The organism is Marinobacter pelagius (assembly GCF_900114925.1).
Classification (GTDB): Bacteria; Pseudomonadota; Gammaproteobacteria; order Pseudomonadales; family Oleiphilaceae; genus Marinobacter; species Marinobacter pelagius.
Map to the genome: position 1 here is coordinate 28,024 of NZ_FOUR01000004.1, position 16,990 is coordinate 45,013.

The 16,990-nt window shown below is 60.1% G+C and carries 17 protein-coding genes and 1 tRNA gene; 5 read left to right on the forward strand and 13 right to left on the reverse strand.

The genetic code is table 11. The features are described from left to right. Positions 1–105 precede the first annotated feature (105 nt). Positions 106–789, forward strand: coding sequence for a response regulator transcription factor (locus BM254_RS09565; protein ID WP_175497245.1), 684 nt, complete (start codon positions 106–108; stop codon positions 787–789). Here BM254_RS09565 and BM254_RS09570 read toward each other — a convergent pair. The 6 genes from BM254_RS09570 to BM254_RS09590 all read right to left on the reverse strand — a co-directional run bounded on the left by BM254_RS09570 (position 786) and on the right by BM254_RS09590 (position 3,721). Beyond that, positions 786–1,463 carry a DUF6969 family protein gene (locus tag BM254_RS09570; RefSeq protein WP_092002346.1) on the reverse strand — a complete coding sequence of 226 codons (678 nt, stop codon included), beginning with the start codon at positions 1,461–1,463 and terminating at the stop codon, positions 786–788. The two genes, BM254_RS09565 and BM254_RS09570, sit on opposite strands and share 4 nt — an antisense overlap. Further along, a complete protein-coding gene (locus BM254_RS09575; RefSeq protein ID WP_175497246.1) occupies positions 1,463–1,891 on the reverse strand; it encodes a protein tyrosine phosphatase family protein in 429 nt (142 codons plus the stop codon). Before BM254_RS09575 ends, BM254_RS09570 begins: the two co-directional genes overlap by 1 nt. Positions 1,892–1,949: 58 nt before the next feature. Continuing rightward, positions 1,950–2,198, reverse strand: a complete 249-nt coding sequence (locus BM254_RS17775) for a hypothetical protein (RefSeq protein WP_175497247.1) — start codon at positions 2,196–2,198, stop codon at positions 1,950–1,952. 86 nt (positions 2,199–2,284) lie between these two features. After that, on the reverse strand, positions 2,285–2,896 hold the full coding sequence (locus BM254_RS09580; protein WP_092002353.1) for a DUF6691 family protein: 612 nt from the start codon (positions 2,894–2,896) through the stop codon (positions 2,285–2,287). Continuing rightward, a complete protein-coding gene (locus tag BM254_RS09585) occupies positions 2,893–3,399 on the reverse strand; it encodes a YeeE/YedE thiosulfate transporter family protein (RefSeq protein WP_092002356.1) in 507 nt (168 codons plus the stop codon). The genes BM254_RS09580 and BM254_RS09585 overlap by 4 nt, the downstream gene beginning before the upstream one ends. Before the next feature lie 231 nt (positions 3,400–3,630). Continuing rightward, a tRNA-Ser gene (locus BM254_RS09590) sits at positions 3,631–3,721 on the reverse strand. Positions 3,722–3,928: 207 nt separating this feature from the next. On the opposite strand from BM254_RS09590, the gene BM254_RS09595 reads away from it, so the two are divergent. Next, positions 3,929–4,459, forward strand: coding sequence for an isochorismatase family protein (locus BM254_RS09595; protein ID WP_092002359.1), 531 nt, complete (start codon positions 3,929–3,931; stop codon positions 4,457–4,459). Between the two features lie 71 nt (positions 4,460–4,530). Further along, the gene (locus BM254_RS09600) at positions 4,531–5,190 is read left to right on the forward strand and encodes a cupin domain-containing protein (RefSeq protein ID WP_092002362.1); all 660 of its coding nucleotides are present in this window, start codon (positions 4,531–4,533) and stop codon (positions 5,188–5,190) included. Between the two features lie 37 nt (positions 5,191–5,227). Here BM254_RS09600 and BM254_RS09605 read toward each other — a convergent pair whose 3' ends face one another. The 5 genes from BM254_RS09605 to BM254_RS09625 all read right to left on the reverse strand — a co-directional run bounded on the left by BM254_RS09605 (position 5,228) and on the right by BM254_RS09625 (position 9,284). Further along, the gene (locus BM254_RS09605) at positions 5,228–5,599 is read right to left on the reverse strand and encodes a DUF7352 domain-containing protein (protein ID WP_092002365.1); all 372 of its coding nucleotides are present in this window, start codon (positions 5,597–5,599) and stop codon (positions 5,228–5,230) included. A gap of 104 nt (positions 5,600–5,703) precedes the next feature. Further along, on the reverse strand, positions 5,704–6,621 hold the full coding sequence (locus tag BM254_RS09610; protein ID WP_092002368.1) for a LysR family transcriptional regulator: 918 nt from the start codon (positions 6,619–6,621) through the stop codon (positions 5,704–5,706). Between the two features lie 22 nt (positions 6,622–6,643). Beyond that, positions 6,644–7,261 (reverse strand): flavin reductase family protein, encoded by a 618-nt coding sequence (locus BM254_RS09615; RefSeq protein WP_092002371.1) that lies wholly within the window; start codon positions 7,259–7,261, stop codon positions 6,644–6,646. Then, on the reverse strand, positions 7,251–8,456 hold the full coding sequence (locus tag BM254_RS09620; protein WP_092002374.1) for an MFS transporter: 1,206 nt from the start codon (positions 8,454–8,456) through the stop codon (positions 7,251–7,253). The genes BM254_RS09615 and BM254_RS09620 overlap by 11 nt, the downstream gene beginning before the upstream one ends. A gap of 3 nt (positions 8,457–8,459) precedes the next feature. After that, a complete protein-coding gene (locus tag BM254_RS09625) occupies positions 8,460–9,284 on the reverse strand; it encodes a CheR family methyltransferase (protein ID WP_092002377.1) in 825 nt (274 codons plus the stop codon). Between the two features lie 156 nt (positions 9,285–9,440). On the opposite strand from BM254_RS09625, the gene BM254_RS09630 reads away from it, so the two are divergent. Both BM254_RS09630 and mnmC read left to right on the forward strand, forming a co-directional pair. Further along, positions 9,441–10,058 (forward strand): peptidylprolyl isomerase, encoded by a 618-nt coding sequence (locus tag BM254_RS09630; protein ID WP_245777418.1) that lies wholly within the window; start codon positions 9,441–9,443, stop codon positions 10,056–10,058. Positions 10,059–10,061: 3 nt separating this feature from the next. Further along, positions 10,062–11,939 carry a bifunctional tRNA (5-methylaminomethyl-2-thiouridine)(34)-methyltransferase MnmC2/FAD-dependent 5-carboxymethylaminomethyl-2-thiouridine(34) oxidoreductase MnmC1 gene (mnmC, locus tag BM254_RS09635; RefSeq protein ID WP_092002380.1) on the forward strand — a complete coding sequence of 626 codons (1,878 nt, stop codon included), beginning with the start codon at positions 10,062–10,064 and terminating at the stop codon, positions 11,937–11,939. A gap of 4 nt (positions 11,940–11,943) precedes the next feature. Here mnmC and BM254_RS09640 read toward each other — a convergent pair whose 3' ends face one another. Both BM254_RS09640 and ligA read right to left on the reverse strand, forming a co-directional pair. Further along, positions 11,944–14,727: a hypothetical protein gene (locus BM254_RS09640; RefSeq protein WP_092002383.1), complete on the reverse strand. Its 2,784-nt coding sequence runs from the start codon at positions 14,725–14,727 to the stop codon at positions 11,944–11,946. A gap of 185 nt (positions 14,728–14,912) precedes the next feature. After that, the gene (gene ligA / locus BM254_RS09645) at positions 14,913–16,946 is read right to left on the reverse strand and encodes an NAD-dependent DNA ligase LigA (RefSeq protein ID WP_092002386.1); all 2,034 of its coding nucleotides are present in this window, start codon (positions 16,944–16,946) and stop codon (positions 14,913–14,915) included. Positions 16,947–16,990 lie beyond the last annotated feature (44 nt).

Sequence of the window (16,990 nt, forward strand, 5' to 3'; positions counted from 1 at the left end):
GCGCCTGAGGCACATCTCCCTTTCTATGTGGGTGAGATGCGCTAATATACATATAGGAAAATGGGATATACCTCCCGGGACTACCCATTTCCGGAGGCAGGTGACGTGGCACAGCAAGGGATTGAATCAGCTCCACGAGTACTGGCAGTCTCGGATTACTCGGCCCTCACTCTCGGGCTGGAAGCATTTGTTTGTTCAAACAGACCCCAGCTCGAATGGGCGGGCGTCCTGTCCGATAAGGACAGCCTGGCGAGAGCATCAGAGGTCGGCGCAAACATCATTGTCACCGATCTTGATTCCCCCCTCGGGCGGGACTGTGTAGCCCTGCTCGGTCCCAGCAATGACATTTCCATCGTTGCCCTCGCAGGATCCGCCACCGAAGTCCAGATCGATGCGGCAGTCATCAAGGGGCTCAAGGGTGTAGTGCAGAAACGGGCCCCGAACCAGGTACTCCTGAAAGCAATTCTGGCGGTTCACCGTGGAGAGTTGTGGCTGGACCGCCTGGTCACCAGCCGGATACTGCGGGGATTGACGACCGGTGAAACCCACCCGGCCAACCTCCCTGACAGGCTCACAAAAAAAGAGCAGGTCATCTACAACGCGGTTATCAACCGGCCCGGAACGCCCTCTCGCCTGATCGCCAATGATCTCCACATAAGCGAACACACTCTTCGGAACCATCTGACGGCCATTTACTCGAAGTTGGGCGTTTCCGGTCGGCTGGAGCTGATGGCTTTGGCGCACGACGAAACACCGCCAACGAATCCGGACACCGGACCCTCCGATTAGCTGGACCGCGCTTCCCTGTCCGCAAGTTCCCGTTTTACGGTCGCCTCCCAGGTCTCAAGATTCAGTTCGCAGCTGCTGAGCACCTCGAGGCTCCGGTCTTCCAGCAGATCATCAAGTGGCCTACCCGTGCGTTCCAGCACCTGGTCCCTCTCCCTGATAAGCCGGGCAATGTGAAACCGGTAGAGCCGGACAAAATGGGTTATCCAGATGTTGACCGGCCAGCTCGGTGACGCATGGTCAATTTCAAACTCGCCAAGCCGGGGAATCACCTGCCCGGCGGAATGCCACTTCTCGTCGGTCACCCAGCCGTTGGTGGTGAACAGACCGATCGGATAGCCCCAGGCGTCCATGGAGATGGCAATGAGGTGCATGGTGCGATCGTCGCCCTGCTCCCCCTCCGGCAGCCTCAGGAAAGTATGGAAATGCCCGTGTTCGGGGTTGTCGGGCCTATGGGCATGGTAATAGTACTGGCTGAGGGTGTCCCGGTCGAATACATCGCCCTTGGGGTAATGCTCCATTTCGTAGAAGGTTCCCTGCCCCTTCAGAACCTCACCGACCACGTTCAGGCCGCCTTTCTCGAGCACCCGATAGCACTCCCGGACCCGTTGGGCGGAGTCCTGGAGGCTTTCGAGCTCGTCGTCAGTCAGGGTCGAGAGGTCAGGCTGAAAGTCCATCAAAGGCCCATGAGTTCCCGGACAGCACCCTCCCGACTCGTTTTCAGACCGGCTGCCCGTCCTTCCTCAATGGCAATGTCTGCAGGCACACCCATGTGGAACCGGTACAGAGCCCACATCGCGCCTACCCTATTGCTGCTGGCGCAATGAAGCAGAATGGGGTAATTCGCCGGCGACGATGCGATCTTCGAGAACGCCTCTACCTGAGCCTGGGTCGGAGCGCTGGTGGAAACGCCAAGGGCATAGAAATTCAGGCCAGCGGCATGTGCCTCGGCCTGTTCCTCCTCGACACCCTCCTCTTCGGTAAGAAGGCTGACCACGGTGTTGAATCCCTGGGCCTTCAGCTCTGCCATTGCGCCTTTCTCGACGTGACCGCCGGCCGCAATAAACGGCGATGGCCGGTTGTAGTTTTTGACAACCTGAGGCATTTCACTACCGAAGGGCGCCTCGGTCCGGTCACTTTCAATTGCGTAAGGAAGGCTCCGGTCAGGATTCTGCGCGGTCGACCGGGGAACGGCCGCGGGCATTGGCTGGGATGTGCCACCCGAGTCGGAGCCTGCCGCACAGGGGTTTGCTGACGGATTGGCCGCGGCGCAGGGGTTGGCCGCCGCGCAAGGGTTCGCCCCACTCTGGCTCGATGCTGCGCACGGATTCGCGGCCGCACAGGGATTGGCGCTCGATGACTGACTGCTTGTCTGAGCCTGCGTTGCAGTCGGGTTCTGCGAATCCGAGCACCCGGTCACCCCCATACCCAATGCGATAGTGATAGCCACAGGCAAGGCGGCACGCTTGAAGCGGTAACTGGTCATGACTGTACTCCTTCAGTTCTGTTTGTTATCGGCCGGATAAAGGTCAGAAGCCTGGTAGGGTCCGCCCAGCTTCTGTTCAAGCTTGCTGCCCAGCTTGAAACCACCCCAGGCCATCGCCGCCAGAACGAGAATAATCAGCCATTCGGGAATGCCGGTAAGATCCATCAGAGTCTGCCCCTGTGGACCGGGCGTCGCGAGGTAAAGCTCCTCGAGCGGGCCGAACCAGGCGGCAAATAGCGCAGTACCCAGCACCATTCCGATCATGAATACAACGGCGTCAATTCGTCCCCCGGCAAGCCCGGTCACCGAGGTGCCCGGGCAATAGCCACCGATGGCGAAGCCGGCGCCGATCAATAATCCGCCGACCGCCATCGCGACATAGAACGGCGTGGGTACGTAATAGCTGCCGGTCCCCATCAAACCGAACTGTTTCGACAACCAGAGCAACAGAGCCGCCACAATAACGGCGGTAAACATCACCTTGAACACGGACCAGTCTTCCAGGCGAAACTGCCCGGTGAGTTTCCTGGGGCTGCCAAAGCCTGCATTTTCCAGCACAAAGCCGAACAGGAAGCCGGCCAGCAAACCGGACGCAACGCCGGAATCATAGAGAGGCCAGATCATTGCCAGTACCTCCTTACAATGAAGCTGAACAGGAAACCTGCCGCGAAGAAGCAGATCAGGAACACAAAGCCCCCAACCGCCAACGCGGCACCACCGGAAAGACCGAGGCCACTGGTACAGCCCCGCGCCAGACGGGCACCGAGCCCTGTCAGGATTCCACCGATCAGGGCCAGCACGAGCCGGCTACCCACCCCGGATGAAGGTCCCCGTTCCACCTGAGGCCTGAACCTTCGGCCGGAGAGCGCGCCGACAAGTGCCCCAATGAACGCTCCGAGCACCTCCCAGGTGATCCAGGCCTGCAGCGGCTCACCGCGGACATAATCGCCCAGGTAGCGGTTGGCCGCCGTCAGCTCAGGTGCCAGCCATTGCCCGACCTCGGCTGTAAATCGCGTGAAGAACCCGCTGGAACCGAGGCCATGCCCGGTCAGGACAAAAGTGAGAAATAATGCCAACCCGAGGGCAATGCCTGCCCATAGGGGTGGCCAGAAGGGCCGTGGAGACATTTCCGACTCCTTTTCGTTCAGTAGGTTATACCTGTTTTATATATGGTTATTCCCTGCTGTCAAACCCACGAGGCTGGGTACCGCTCAAGAAGTGATACTCATCAAGTTTAGACCTGGAATACGCCCAATAAAAAACCCCGCCATTTCTGACGGGGTTTTGTATTGGCGGAGGGTTCTTCTTACCCTGCCAATCGGCCAATAAAAAACCCCAGCGATGCTGGGGTTTTGTATTGGCGGAGAGGGAGGGATTCGAACCCTCGATACGCTATTAACGTATACACACTTTCCAGGCGTGCGCCTTCAGCCACTCGGCCACCTCTCCTATAAACTGTTTCAAATCAGCGATGTTGCCGCTCATTTGAGGGCGCAAACTTTAATGGTTTTTCAGGTTCTTGGCAACACCCTATCGGGAAATCACCGAAAAAATTTCACGTTGGCCCGATTTCCGGTTAACGGTTGAACAGGTTGAGTAGTATCGTTAAAGAAACTCGTTTTAGAAAGCTGCCCTCTCAGAACAAGGAGAATAACAATGCTGATGAAAGCAGACCAATCTGTCCTGATCCTGATTGATCTTCAGGAAAAGCTGATGCCCGCGATCAGCTTCGGTGAGGAAGTGGCTGACCGCTGCACGACACTGGCGACGATTGCGGGTCTTCTCGGGGTACCGGTACTCGGTACCGAACAGTTGCCGGACAAACTCGGCCCCAATATCGAATCGGTGCGGGAACTGTGCGATTCGATTCTCGACAAGACCCATTTCGACGCCTGCCCGGATGGCCTGATCGATCAGCTGCCGGAAGGTCGGCAGCATATTGTGATTGGTGGCTGTGAGACCCATGTCTGTATGATGCAGACTGCCCTGAGCCTTCTCGATGCGGGGTACAAGGTGTGGGTGGTGGCGGATGCCACCGGCTCGAGAAACGATTTTGACCGGGATGTCGCCCTGGACCGGCTGAACGAAAGCGGAGCCCGGATTGTTACGCTGGAAATGGTTGCTTTCGAGTGGATGCGCAATTGCCGGCACCCGCGATTCCGCGATATCCAGGCGCTGATCAAGTAATCGGCCCTGCGCGGTCATCCAGCGCACCTCCACTGGCGTATTCCCGGCATTCCAGCAATGAGAGGTTTGTCATGCTCAATATGGATTTCAGTGAAAAGGTGGTTATCCGTACCGCAGAGATGGACTGGGTACCCAGCCCTGCCGGTGGCGTGATGCGGAAGCCACTGGCCCGGGAAGAAGCCGAACGGGGTCACGCAACCAGTTTGGTGCGCTACGAGCCAGGTGCTTCCTTCAAGCGCCATGAGCATCCGCTGGGCGAGGAAATTCTGGTACTCGAAGGCGTGTTCTCCGACGAGACCGGCGACTACCCCGCCGGCACCTACCTGCGCAACCCGCCCGGCAGCGGCCACGCACCCTTCAGCAAGGAAGGATGTACCCTGCTGGTGAAACTGCACCAGTTCGACGAGAGAGACACGGAGACCGTCCGGGTGGACACCCGCACGGCCGAGTGGCTACCGGGGATTGGCGGGCTTCAGGTAATGCCCCTGCACGATTTCGAGCACGAGCATGTGGCACTGGTGAAGTGGCCGGCCAACGAGGTATTCCAGCCCCACCGACACTTCGGTGGCGAGGAGATCTTCGTGCTTGCCGGCGAGTTCTGCGACGAACATGGCCGCTATCCTGCCGGCACCTGGATTCGCAGCCCGCACATGAGCCAGCATCACCCGTTCGTGGAGCAGGAAACTATTATCTGGGTCAAGACCGGCCACCTTCCCCTGGCAGCGCGGTAGAAAGAAAAAAGGCCCCGAAGGGCCAAGAGAGTGCGCATCAGGATGACATTGCTGAGGACTGCCAACCGACGCTGCTGAAAAGGTCGTTGCTTGCGCCATCGCCTGCGGGCGTATAGCGAAAATCGTTTTCTCCGACCGGCAGGGCGAACACGTGGTAAGCCTCCGGTCCGAACGGGTCCAGTGCGGTACCGAGATAGTCGAAGCGATCCGGTACCGGCTCACCGGAAAGGGCCACCCGGAACTGACGCTCGACTGTCGGGGTGCCAACATTCAGCGGCTGTTCCACCCAGAGGTACACTGCCTTGTGCGGGACGATGTATTCGCAGCGCACTACCCGGTAGCCCTCTTTCAGGTTCAGGGTTGTCGGCTCTTTACCGGCCTCAACGCGGAATTTGTGAATCGTTTTCATGGCTGTTTCCTCCGAGTTGCCACTTCACGATTCCTATGTTGCTCCGAACACTACTTCGAGAAAATAAGCTTTTTTGATCTTTTAACATCGAAATACTCGATGCATTACCTGTCCAGATCCGTACTCAGCGCGTTGAAATTAACCGGGTCCATGCAGATTGCCCTTACACCCTCGTGGGCGAGTTTACGGCCGCGGGTGATGGCAAACAGTTCGTCTTGCACTTCATCAATACGGGCGATGTGCTCCACCTCGTACTGCCGGCAGACTTCCCGCCGTATCACCGTGGGCGCGGCAAAGACCCCATAACCCTGGCGTCCGAAAACCTTGATCAGGGCGCTGTCATCAACCCGGGCCATCAGCCTCATGCGCACGCCCTGCAGTGACAGCCAGTTCATCAGGCGCTCGAAATACGGCGCATCGGTGGCATTGGCCAGCAAGGGCTGGCCATTCAGGGAATCGGGGAAGCCCTCTTTCAGGTTGGCAGCCAGTGCCGGCGCAGCAAACAGGCTGATACTGGAGCCGGCAACCGGGTGAACCGTGAAAGGACCATGCTCATCCAGCCCCGGCATCCGGTCCGCCAACACGACATCCAGTTCCTTTCGCTTGAGGCTCAGCACGAGATCCTCGGTTCTGCCAGTCCGGCATTCCAGCTGCACCGGTCGTTTGAGCACCATGGCCGGCTGCAACAGGTAATAGGCGATGAGCTTGTGGATCGAGGCGGATATACCAGCCGCCAGGGTCAGCGGTCTGTCAGCGGGAGCAAGTTGCAGGGTATCGGTCAGCTCCCCGGTCAGGGCAAATATGTCGTCTGCGTAGCCGAGGATCATCCGGCCGAGATCGGTCAGCGCCAGCTTTCGCCGTTCCCGGAGGAAAAGCCTGCCGCCGACAGCCGATTCGAAGGTAGCCAGCTGGCCGCTCAGGGTTTGCGGTGCCAGATCAAGTAACTCGCTGGCCCGGGCGATCGAGCCTTCCCGGCTGATCACCCAGAAATAATACAGATGCCGGAGGTTGAGCTGTTCCATGGTTTCTGACCTCCTGCGGGAGTCACGCCGGCCGGGGTACCTTCAGGATCTCACCGAAGGTGACGTATTCGCTGCCTCCGAGTCGCCCCAGGGGATCAATGGCAGAACCGTCGAAACGCAGTCGCTCCTTGTCATCCCGGGTAATGGCCTCGTCCGCCACATGGATGGCGTTGATCCTGCCAAAAATCAGGGACTGGGGCGCTGTACCGATCTCCTTGATGTCGTAGAGCTCACAGGCCAGTGCCACCCGACAGTCTTTCAGACGCGGCAGAGGAGAGCCATCAAACTCCGTCAGTTCAAGGTCCACATTCTTCAGCTCGGATTCACCATGCGGCAATGTCCGTGAGGTTTCGGTCATGGCTTCCGCCAGCTCCCGATGGGCAATATGAACCACAAAATGCCGGTTGGTTTCGATGTTCACCCGGGTGTCCTTGAAAGAACCGTCCGTGGGTTTCTTGCCTACGGAGAACATCAGCAATGGCGGATTGCTGGTGATCGGTGTGAAGAACGAGAACGGTGCCAGGTTGTAATCGCCGTCCGGATTCTCGCTGAGCACCCAGGCGACCGGCCGGGGAATGATGGTCTGGGTGAGGATGTGATAGACCTCTTTCGGGTCCATGCCATCAAAATCAATCTGCATCTGCGCCTCCTGTCTGCAGCTTCCGGGTTGCTCTGGAACGAGCCAGCCATAGCATAACGAGAATGCCCTGAAGTACCAGGAAAGGTACGGAGACCATAACCAGACCGGACCACCCGACCCAGGCAAAAACCGCCCCGGCGGACAGCGACGCGGTGGCCTGGGAGCCAAACACAAGGATGTCATTCAGCCCCTGCACCCGGAAACGCTCGGAATCCTGGTAGCCCTGAGGCAGCAAAGCGGTTCCACCCACAAACAGAAAGTTCCAGCCAACACCCAGCAACAGGAGCGCCCACAGGTAGTGGTGGAAGCTGATGCCGGCTGCCGCAAGCAGCACGCACGCGAGATAGGCCAGCAGCCCGCCGACCATCATCAGGGGAATGCCCACTACCCGGGTCAGCCAGCCGCTGATCAGGGATGGCAGGTACATGGCCATGATGTGGAGCTGGATAACCGTCTTGGCATCGTCGAGGCTGTGACCGGCCATTTCGGTCATGCTGAGCGGGGTCGCGGTCATGATGAAGGCCATCACCGCGTAGCCGATGGCGGCGGCACCGATCGCGGCCAGTACCAGGGGATTGACCAGGATGTCCCGCAGTGGCCGGCCGCCGCCAACATGGTCCTCCCGGACCAGCTCGCCTTTCGACCGATAGCCGGCGAAAAGTGTCACCAGGGCCACGGCCTGCACCGCCAACAGTCCAAGCCAGCTATCCATATACGGATAGGCCTCATCGGGCCCCGCACCAAGCGTGGCAATCTCGGGCCCCAACCAGGCTGCACCGAGTCCGCCCAGAAGCACTCTGGCTGCGGCCGAGGCTGCAAGTTCCGGTCCGACCGATTCCATCGCGGCAAACCGGTACTGGTGCACCACCGCAAGACCACTACCGCCCACGATGGCAGCCACACAAAGCAGCGGGAAGGAGCCCTGCCAGGAGGCCAGTGCACCCAAACCGCCAGCCAGGATTCCCATGGTGGCACCCAGCAGCATGACCGGTTTGCGCCCTATCCGCTCCATCAGCCAGGTAGCCGGCTTGACCGAAAGCACGGTCCCGACCACCACGAGCCCTACGGGAAGCGTGGCCCACTCCGCAGACGGTGCCAGGGCCCTGCCCTGGATGCTGCCGATGACGATGATGAACGGCGCGGTACACATGGCCAGCGCTTGCGCAGCCACCAGCACCCAGACATTCAGAGGCATGGATTATTTTTTCCTGTAGGCAGTGCCGTTGTGGCACTCAATGGGTTCGTAAAGGTCGGGCACATCGCCAGCCAGCTCGGAGGATCCGGCGATCAGGTACCCGCCCGGATTGAGGGCGGCATGGAACCGGGCCAATATGGCCTTTCTCTTTTCTGCCGAGTAATAAACCAGGGCATTCTGGCAGACCACCACGTCGAACTTGCCCGGCAAAGTGCGTTGAAGCAGGTTCAGCTCACGGAACTCGACCAGGGCACGGATGTCGGGGCTGACTTGCCAGCCACCCTTCTCGACGGACCGGAAAAAGCGCTGCTTGCGCCCGGAAGTAACGCTTGTTTCGTCGGGACCGAGTTCGTAGTGAGCCCGCCGGGCCACTTCCAGGGCGCTCCGGGACGTATCCGTCGCCAACACCCGGGCCTCGCCCAGGCTACCTGGGTTCTGCTCCCGGAACTCGCTTGTGGCCATGGCCAGAGAATATGGCTCCTGCCCCGTGGAACAGGCCGCTGACCAGATAGCCACCCGTTTGCCGGAGTTGCGCCCGGCAAGGTCGGGTAACACGTGATCGCACAGCATTGTAAATACCGACGCGTCGCCGAACCACCGGCTTTCGCTCATGGTGATAGCATCAATGACAGCTTCCTTCAGGCCGGACCGTCCCGGTCTGTCCAGCCCTTCCAGTAGATCCTCGATGGAGGTCAACTGATGATTATCCAGTACCGGCCGCAGGCGCCGCCGGGCCAGCTCCTGAGCGCTGTCCCTCAGCAGGATCCCGCAGGCGTCCCGAAGATAGGCCTGCAAGGCCTGATAGTCGCTTGTCTTTATCGTTTCCATTGACTCATTATTATATTCGCGTAATTAACGTGGCATTTTACCACCTTCGGCTGGCCGTTGTGTGGGATCAATCTGCTAACATCCTGCTTCGCCCGGCTGGTCCCGCTGATTTACCCTGGTCGGAACTTTGCCTACAACATCGAGAGTGTCCCGGATATGACCCAATACATGCCTTTTTCCCGCCAACTGGTTTCCCCGCTGCTGGCCGCGCTGGCTGCTTTTTGCCTGGTCTCCGCACCGGCACAGGCCCAATCGGGAGACGAGGATGCGACAATGCCGGAAGTCCGGTTTGAAACAAGCCAGGGTGACTTCGTGCTCGAACTTCGCCCCGATGTGGCTCCCGAAACCGTAGAGAACTTCCTTCAATACACCCGGGACGGATTCTATGAGGGTACGGTGTTTCACCGTGTTATTGCCGGCTTCATGATCCAGGGCGGCGGATTCACGGCTGAGCTGTCCCGGAAGCCCACCCGGGATCCGATCGTCAACGAAGCCAGCAAGGACCTTCCCAACCAGCGGGGCACCATCGCCATGGCCCGCACCAACAATCCGGATTCGGCAACTTCCCAGTTTTTCATCAACGTGGTCGACAATGACGCTCTCAATGCCGGCGTCCGTGGCGCAGGCTACGCCGTGTTTGGCGAGGTTACCGAAGGCATGGATGTGGTTGATACCATCGCCGGTGTCGAAACCGGCTACGCCCGCGGCATGAGGGACGTGCCGGTGGAGCCGGTCATCATCGAGAAGGTTTCGGTGGTCAGCAACGACGAGTAGAACATGACTGACAGCACTATACGCTCGCCTGCCATCGAACCCGCCGACATTGTCTGGCGGGAGGGAATGCCGGAATCGGCCCGGTTCGGGGATGTCTATTTCTCCCGCGACAATGGGCTGGAAGAAACCCGATACGTCTTCCTGAACCACAACCACCTGCCCGACCGCTTCCGGAACTTGTCTGATCGGGATTCCTTCGTGATCGCGGAGACCGGCTTTGGCACCGGTCTCAATTTTCTTGCTTCGTGGCAGGCCTGGCAGCAACACCGGCCGGGTAACGGTTCCGTACTGCATTTCATCTCCGCCGAGCGCTACCCGCTCACACGGGACGATCTCAAGCGCGCCCTGGATCTCTGGCCGGAACTGGCTCCGCTCGCGGAGGAACTTCTCGCCCATTACCCGCCCCTGGTCCGGGGTACACACCGCCTGGTACTGGATGAAGGCCGGGTACGCCTGACCCTGTACTTTGGCGATGTACTGGAGGCCTGGGGGGCCCTGTCATTCTCTGCCGATGCCTGGTTCCTCGACGGTTTCGCCCCGGCCCTGAATCCCGACATGTGGCTGGACCAGGCCATGGCCCTGATCCGCGAGCACAGCAAACCGGGCACCACCCTGGCCACCTTCACCGCCGTGGGCAGAATACGCCGGGCGCTCGAGGACGAAGGGTTCGAGATGCGCAAAACCCCGGGCTACGGACGCAAGCGGGACATGATTGCCGGGGTGCTGACCGGCAGCACTTCCACTAACTCGTCAACGCCTTCCGGCACCGTGGCCATCATTGGTGCGGGCATCGCTGGCACCCTGCTGGCCCGGAACCTGGCCAGTCGTGGGGTGGCCGTCACTCTGATTGATGCAGAAGAGAACGCCGGTGCAGCGGCCTCCGGGAATCTTCAGGGCGCGATGTATGTAAAACTCGGGGTCGAATTCAACATCCAGACAGAACTCGCCCTCTCCGCCCTGACCTTCAGCCAGCGCGCCTATGAACCATACCGGGGTGCTTTCTGGCACCCGACCGGCCTGCTACAGCTGGCCTGGAATCCCCAGGAACAGGACCGGCAGGCCCGTTTCCTGGAGCGCAACCAGTATCCCGAAGAGCTTCTGTACCCTGTGGATGCGGCCACCGCCTCCGAACTTACCGGCACGCCCGTCGCCAACGGTGGGCTCTGGTTCCCCAATAATGGCTGGCTGTCACCCGGCAGCCTGTGCCGGGAGTTGGCCCGTCACGCGCTTATCGATTGCCGGTTCGGCACACGAGTGGATCGGCTGATGCCCTGTAACGGCAAATGGCACCTTTCCAGCCGTGATGGGTCGGACATTATCGCGGACAGTGTGGTGATTGCGGCAGGCCACAAAACGGCGGAACTGATTCCGCTCAAGGGTGAATATCGGTTCAAGGCGATCCGGGGCCAGGTAACCCACCTCCCCGAGGAGGCCATCCGGGCACCGAAGGCGGTTATCTGTGGCCAGAAATACCTTAATCCATGCCAGGACGGCTTGGCCGTGACCGGGGCCACCTTTGACCTGCACAGCGCCGATCCCTTGGTCACCCGCGAGGCAAACAACGAGAATCTCGAGCAGCTCGGTGCCATGTTGCCCGGGTTATTTCCAGAGGAAGAAATCAGCGGGGACGTCGAGGGCCGGGTCGGGTTCCGCTGCACCACCCACGATTATCAGCCGGTGGCCGGAGTGATGGCAGACTGCAACGGGCAATCCCTTGAAGGCGTCTATCTTCTCACCGGCCTGGGGAGCAAGGGCCTCACCTACGCGCCGTTACTGGCGGAATACGTGGCGGACCAGCTTACCGGGCAACCGGCCTGCCTGCCCGCGACGCTCGCGCACAGCGTCCGGCCGGACCGGATGTGCCGGCGCCGGGCCGGCTGAGGCCTCATTCCAGGGGCGTCAGCAGCTGCCCCTCGGGACTGAACAGGATAATCATCCGGTCCTCCCCCGAGTGCACCAGGGCTGTGATTTCGTCATCCCGGTAGTTGGCAAGTCTCCGGACGGACGTCTCTCCGGTTGTCAGCTGGTAGACCCACTCGTTGCGGAATGCCGGCTCGCTGTCATCCGTTGCGGCAGGCTCGACCAGCGAAATGCGGCTGACGATGCCCTGGGTCTGGCCGGATGAAGTGATGGCCTCTCCGGTGAAATTCCCATCGGTTTCGCCGCCGGCCACCATATCGCCACCAAACCCGGTCAGGCCGTGGAAAGACTCGCTGGATGCATCCTCCGTGTCATTCAGGGTAAACGCCCTGCTAATCCCTCCGGTCGCGGCATAGGACAGCAGGAACCCTGCCTGACTGGACAACGACTCACGCACCAGGGTTTGAACATCGTCCTCGCCGGTGGCGACGGAATACTCCCCGTCACTCTCGCCCAACAGCCACAGGTTATTTCCACTGAACAGGCCCCCCGTAACCTTCTCGTCACCGGCTGTTCCCACCTGATAGACCGTCGGCGTGGTTGACGCCCCGCTGTAGGAATAGAAATAGGCATCTTCTCCGCCAATTACCTCGGCACCACCCACGGAGCCTGCAGCTGAACCGAACAGCATGGGCGACACAGACAGCACCGAACTGCCCGCCACGGCATCGTCGCCGGCAGATCCCACCTGTCGGGTCCAGGCGACTTCGGGCACCGGCGTCTCGCCGTCCAGCACGGTATCAATCCGTTGCAGGAAGCTGTCTACGCCGCCGTCCGAACTTTGCCCTGGCCAGGTTCCGCTGGTCTCACCGGCCAGGATCACATAGCCGGAATCCGGATTGATCCCGGCATCCCGGATCCGCTCGTTACCAGAGGTGCCGCTGCGCAGTGTCCAGTAGGGAACGTACTCGCCACCGTTCAAATCACCGTCGAACCCGAACACGGACGCCAGCACGTCTTCACCCCCCGCCGCCGTTGTTCCCGCAATCTCAACATCACTGCTGTAGGCAACCACGAACTCATACCGGTCCACCTTGGTGTTGTTCTCGGTCACCTTCCTGTTCACCACACCAATGACCGGGGAAGACGGTGCAAGACTGACGCCCTCCGGCGTAACGCCGGCCTCCTGTAGCAGGTTGCCTTTCTGGTCAAAAACCCTGACCTTGACCCGGTTACCGTCCGCACTGTCATAACCGGCCAGGAAAAGCCGGCCGTTGTGTCCAAGGGCCATGTCCGTGGGCACGAAACCTCCGCTGGCCGGCAGAACGATCGGTGTGGTCAGTTCGTTCAGGCTGATACGCAGCAAATCCTCTGAGGCCGGCCGGGCAAATCCCTCGCGCCCTGCCTGATAGGCCTCGTTCAGAGCCATCTCGATAAAACGGTCGGCCAGATCCGGATTGGTATAGCTATCCACGGGTACGCGCACCCGGAAGGTAACCGCATCCTGATCCGCAGCGAAACTCAGGGTCGGATTCTCCACCCAGAGTCCGTTCTCCTGCTGCTCGATCACAAACTCGCTGTCGAGCCGGGCGGTGGAGCTCTCGGAATGGATCAAACGGGCCTGAACGATGCCATCCCGTTCGCCGGTCAACCTGGCCCGGTATTCCCGGAAATCCCCCACGTTCAGGGTGTCGCGGGGCCCGCCTTGCAGGGTTTCCAGGGACACCACCGGCTCGTTGTCATCAATGGTGACGGTGGTCTGTACCCCACCGTTATTGGGCCCCAGCCCGGCAAGGCCGGAGCGGACCTCGGTCAGGGTCAGTTGTGCCGACTCGGAAAGCTCGGCAAAGCTGTCTTCCACCACCTCCAGGCGGATATAGCATTCAGTTATTCCCGGCTCAAGGGTAACCACACCCCGGGTCAGATAGCCGTTGTCATCCGCTTCATAAGAAAGGTATTTCAGGGGAACTCCATCCTTATCGATCGGTCGTAGTTTTCCCTCTTCATCAATAAGTTGCGGAGTATCGCTACCAAGACCAACGATGTCTTTTCCTACAATAGCGTCGCTGGCATTGGCAGCACTGAAATCGCAACGCTGGTGGGGTGCGGTGCCGGTAAACGAAGGATCACACCTGGAGGGGTCATACCGGGAGCTCAACTCAAAGGCGACGCCAACGCGGGTCACCGAAGGCTTGTCGAGGCTCGCTTTAACGGCAACCTGACGGGTGGGCAGGGTCACTTCCTTTTCACCATCAACCGCACCTGACTCGTCATAGGTATTGATCGTGAAGGTATGTTCACCCGGCTCGGACAGGTCCGGCACCGCACAATGGTCCCCTCTCGGAGCCGCAATCTCTGGCACTTCACCCTCGATGAAGCTGCCGGCCTCCAGAGCCAGTGGGTTGTAACGCACTTCGATATCGAACGGCGCGGTACCTGCCAGGCTTCCGTCCGTGGTTACCAGGTTAATGTCTTCCGTCTTCCCGAGATCCGCCTCACCCCGGCTGCCCCCGGTCAGGCCGGGCACGCCGTACATGATCACACCCTGGCGGGCCTTGTTGCTGATGTCCTCCAGCGCCAGCCAGGACGGTGCGTTGGTCAGGCTGTAATCAAGAATGCCTTCTCCCCCGTACGCGCCCCAGTTGTAGTAGTACTCGACGCCCAGGTAGGCGTTGGACGGCGGCGCCCCAAGGATGGTCGGCTGATCCGGATCTTTCTCGGTTTTACAGCCAACGAGAGCAGTCAGGAGAAGTATCAGGCCGGCAAAGCGGAGACCGGAAGCGATGCGGGAACAACTATCGGCGCGCATGAAAAAGTCCGTTTCGGAGCGTTGTTATTGTGGGTGTGCACCGGCCACTAAGGCTGACTTACACACCGTTACAGAACAAATCCATGGTAGCCAATTTGTTGAAGACGGGATCTGCGCGAGTTCTCAGATTCGCTGCCCGCAAACCGTCCTGGTCTGCGGGCAGCCGCGTGTTTGTGATGCAGGGCTCAGCCTCCGAGGCCGTGCTCTTTCAACAGCTTCAGCAAGCCTTCTTCATCAAGAACCGGCACACCCAACTGCTCGGCCTTGGCCAGCTTTGAACCGGCCGCCTCGCCCGCCACAACACAGGCAGTTTTCTTGGAGACACTCCCGGCGACTTTCGCGCCCAGGGCTTCCAGCTTCTCCCTGGCCTCGTCACGGGTCATCCCGGACAGAGTGCCGGTAAGGACCCAGGTTTCGCCCTGAAGCGGTTTCTCGCCCTGCTCCACCTGCTCTTCCTGCCAACGGACACCGGCGTCTTTCAGAGCCTGGAGGGTCTCCTGGTTATGGGGCTGATCGAAAAAGCTGCGGATATGTCCGGCGACAATGGGGCCAACGTCCGGCACCTCCTTAAGGGCCTCCTCGTCCGCATCGGCAATGGCCTCCAGGGTTCCGAAATGACTGGCCAGAGCCTTGGCCGTCGCCTCACCCACTTCCCGGATACCAAGAGCATAGAGGAAACGCCAGAGCACCGGTTCCCGGGAGCCCTCGATGGCCTTGACCAGGTTGGTGGCGGACTTCTCTCCCATTCGTTCCAGACTGGTCAGGTCCTTGACCTTGAGGTGATACAGGTCGGCCACCGTCTTGACCATGCCACGGTCCACCAGGATATCGATCCACTTGTCCCCCAGCCCCTCGATGTCCATGGCCTTTCTGGAAGCGTAATGCCGGATGGCCTCTTTCCGCTGGGCCGGGCAGTACAGGCCACCGGAGCAGCGGGCTACCGCCTCGCCTTCGATCTGGATAACGTCGGAGCCACACACCGGACAGGTCTTCGGCAGTTCCACCGGTTTGGCGTTTTTCGGGCGTTTGTCGGCAACCACCTTGACCACCTGGGGAATCACATCCCCGGCCCTACGGATGAACACGGTGTCGCCGATGTGAACATCCAGCCGGCGGATCTCGTCCATGTTGTGGAGCGTCGCGTTGCTGACGGTGACGCCGCCAACGAACACCGGCTTCAGGCGCGCCACCGGAGTCACGGCACCGGTACGGCCAACCTGGAATTCCACGTCCTCGATGACAGTCAGCTCTTCCTGGGCCGGGAACTTGTGGGCAATGGCCCACCGGGGCGCCCTGGACACAAATCCCAGCTGCTGTTGGAGATCCAGCCGGTTGACCTTGAATACGATGCCGTCAATCTCGTACGGCAGGGAGTCCCGCTTTTCCATCAGCTCGTTATAGGCTTCGAGACACTCCTCCACACCTTTGGCCTTGCGCATTTCCGGATTGATCCGGAAGCCCCATCGCTTGACCTGCTGCAGGCTGTCCCACTGGGTATCCGGCAGCAGGCTTTCGTCGGGGACGGCCACACTGTAGGCACACATTTCCAGCGGGCGTTTGGCGGTAACCGTGGACTTCTTCTGGCGCAGGCTTCCGGCGGCGGCATTCCGGGGATTCACGAAGGTTTTCTCACCCTGGTCCGCCAGCCTTTGATTAAGCTTTTCGAAACCGGCTTTGGGCATGTAGACCTCGCCCCGGACTTCCACCATCTCCGGCACATCGTCACCACGAAGCTTGAGCGGCACCGAAGGGATCGTACGGATATTCGCGGTGATGTCTTCACCGCTGTAGCCGTCCCCCCGGGTCGCAGCGACGGTCAACGAACCGTTCTCGTAGTGAAGGCTGACCGCCAGGCCATCGAGCTTGGGCTCGCATACGTACTCGATTTCACCGTCAGAGCCGAGACGCTCCCGGACCCGTCGGTCAAAATCCCGGAGTTCTTCTTCGCTGAAGGCATTGTCCAGGGAAAGCATCGGCAGCCGGTGAACCACTTCCTCGAAACTGGTCTCGGCGCTGCTGCCCACCCTTCGGGTCGGAGAATCGTCGGAGGCGAGTTCGGGGTAGTCTGCCTCAAGCTGTTGCAGCTCCCGGAACAGTCGGTCGTATTCCGCATCCGGAATACGGGGATCATCCAGGACGTAATAATGGTAGTTGTGGTCCTCGATCTGGGACCGTAGTTCTTCAACACGCTTGATAATGTCGGGCGTGGCTTTGCTCATCGATGTGCACTCTCGGCTGTCACAAAAATGCCCGGACCAGTGCC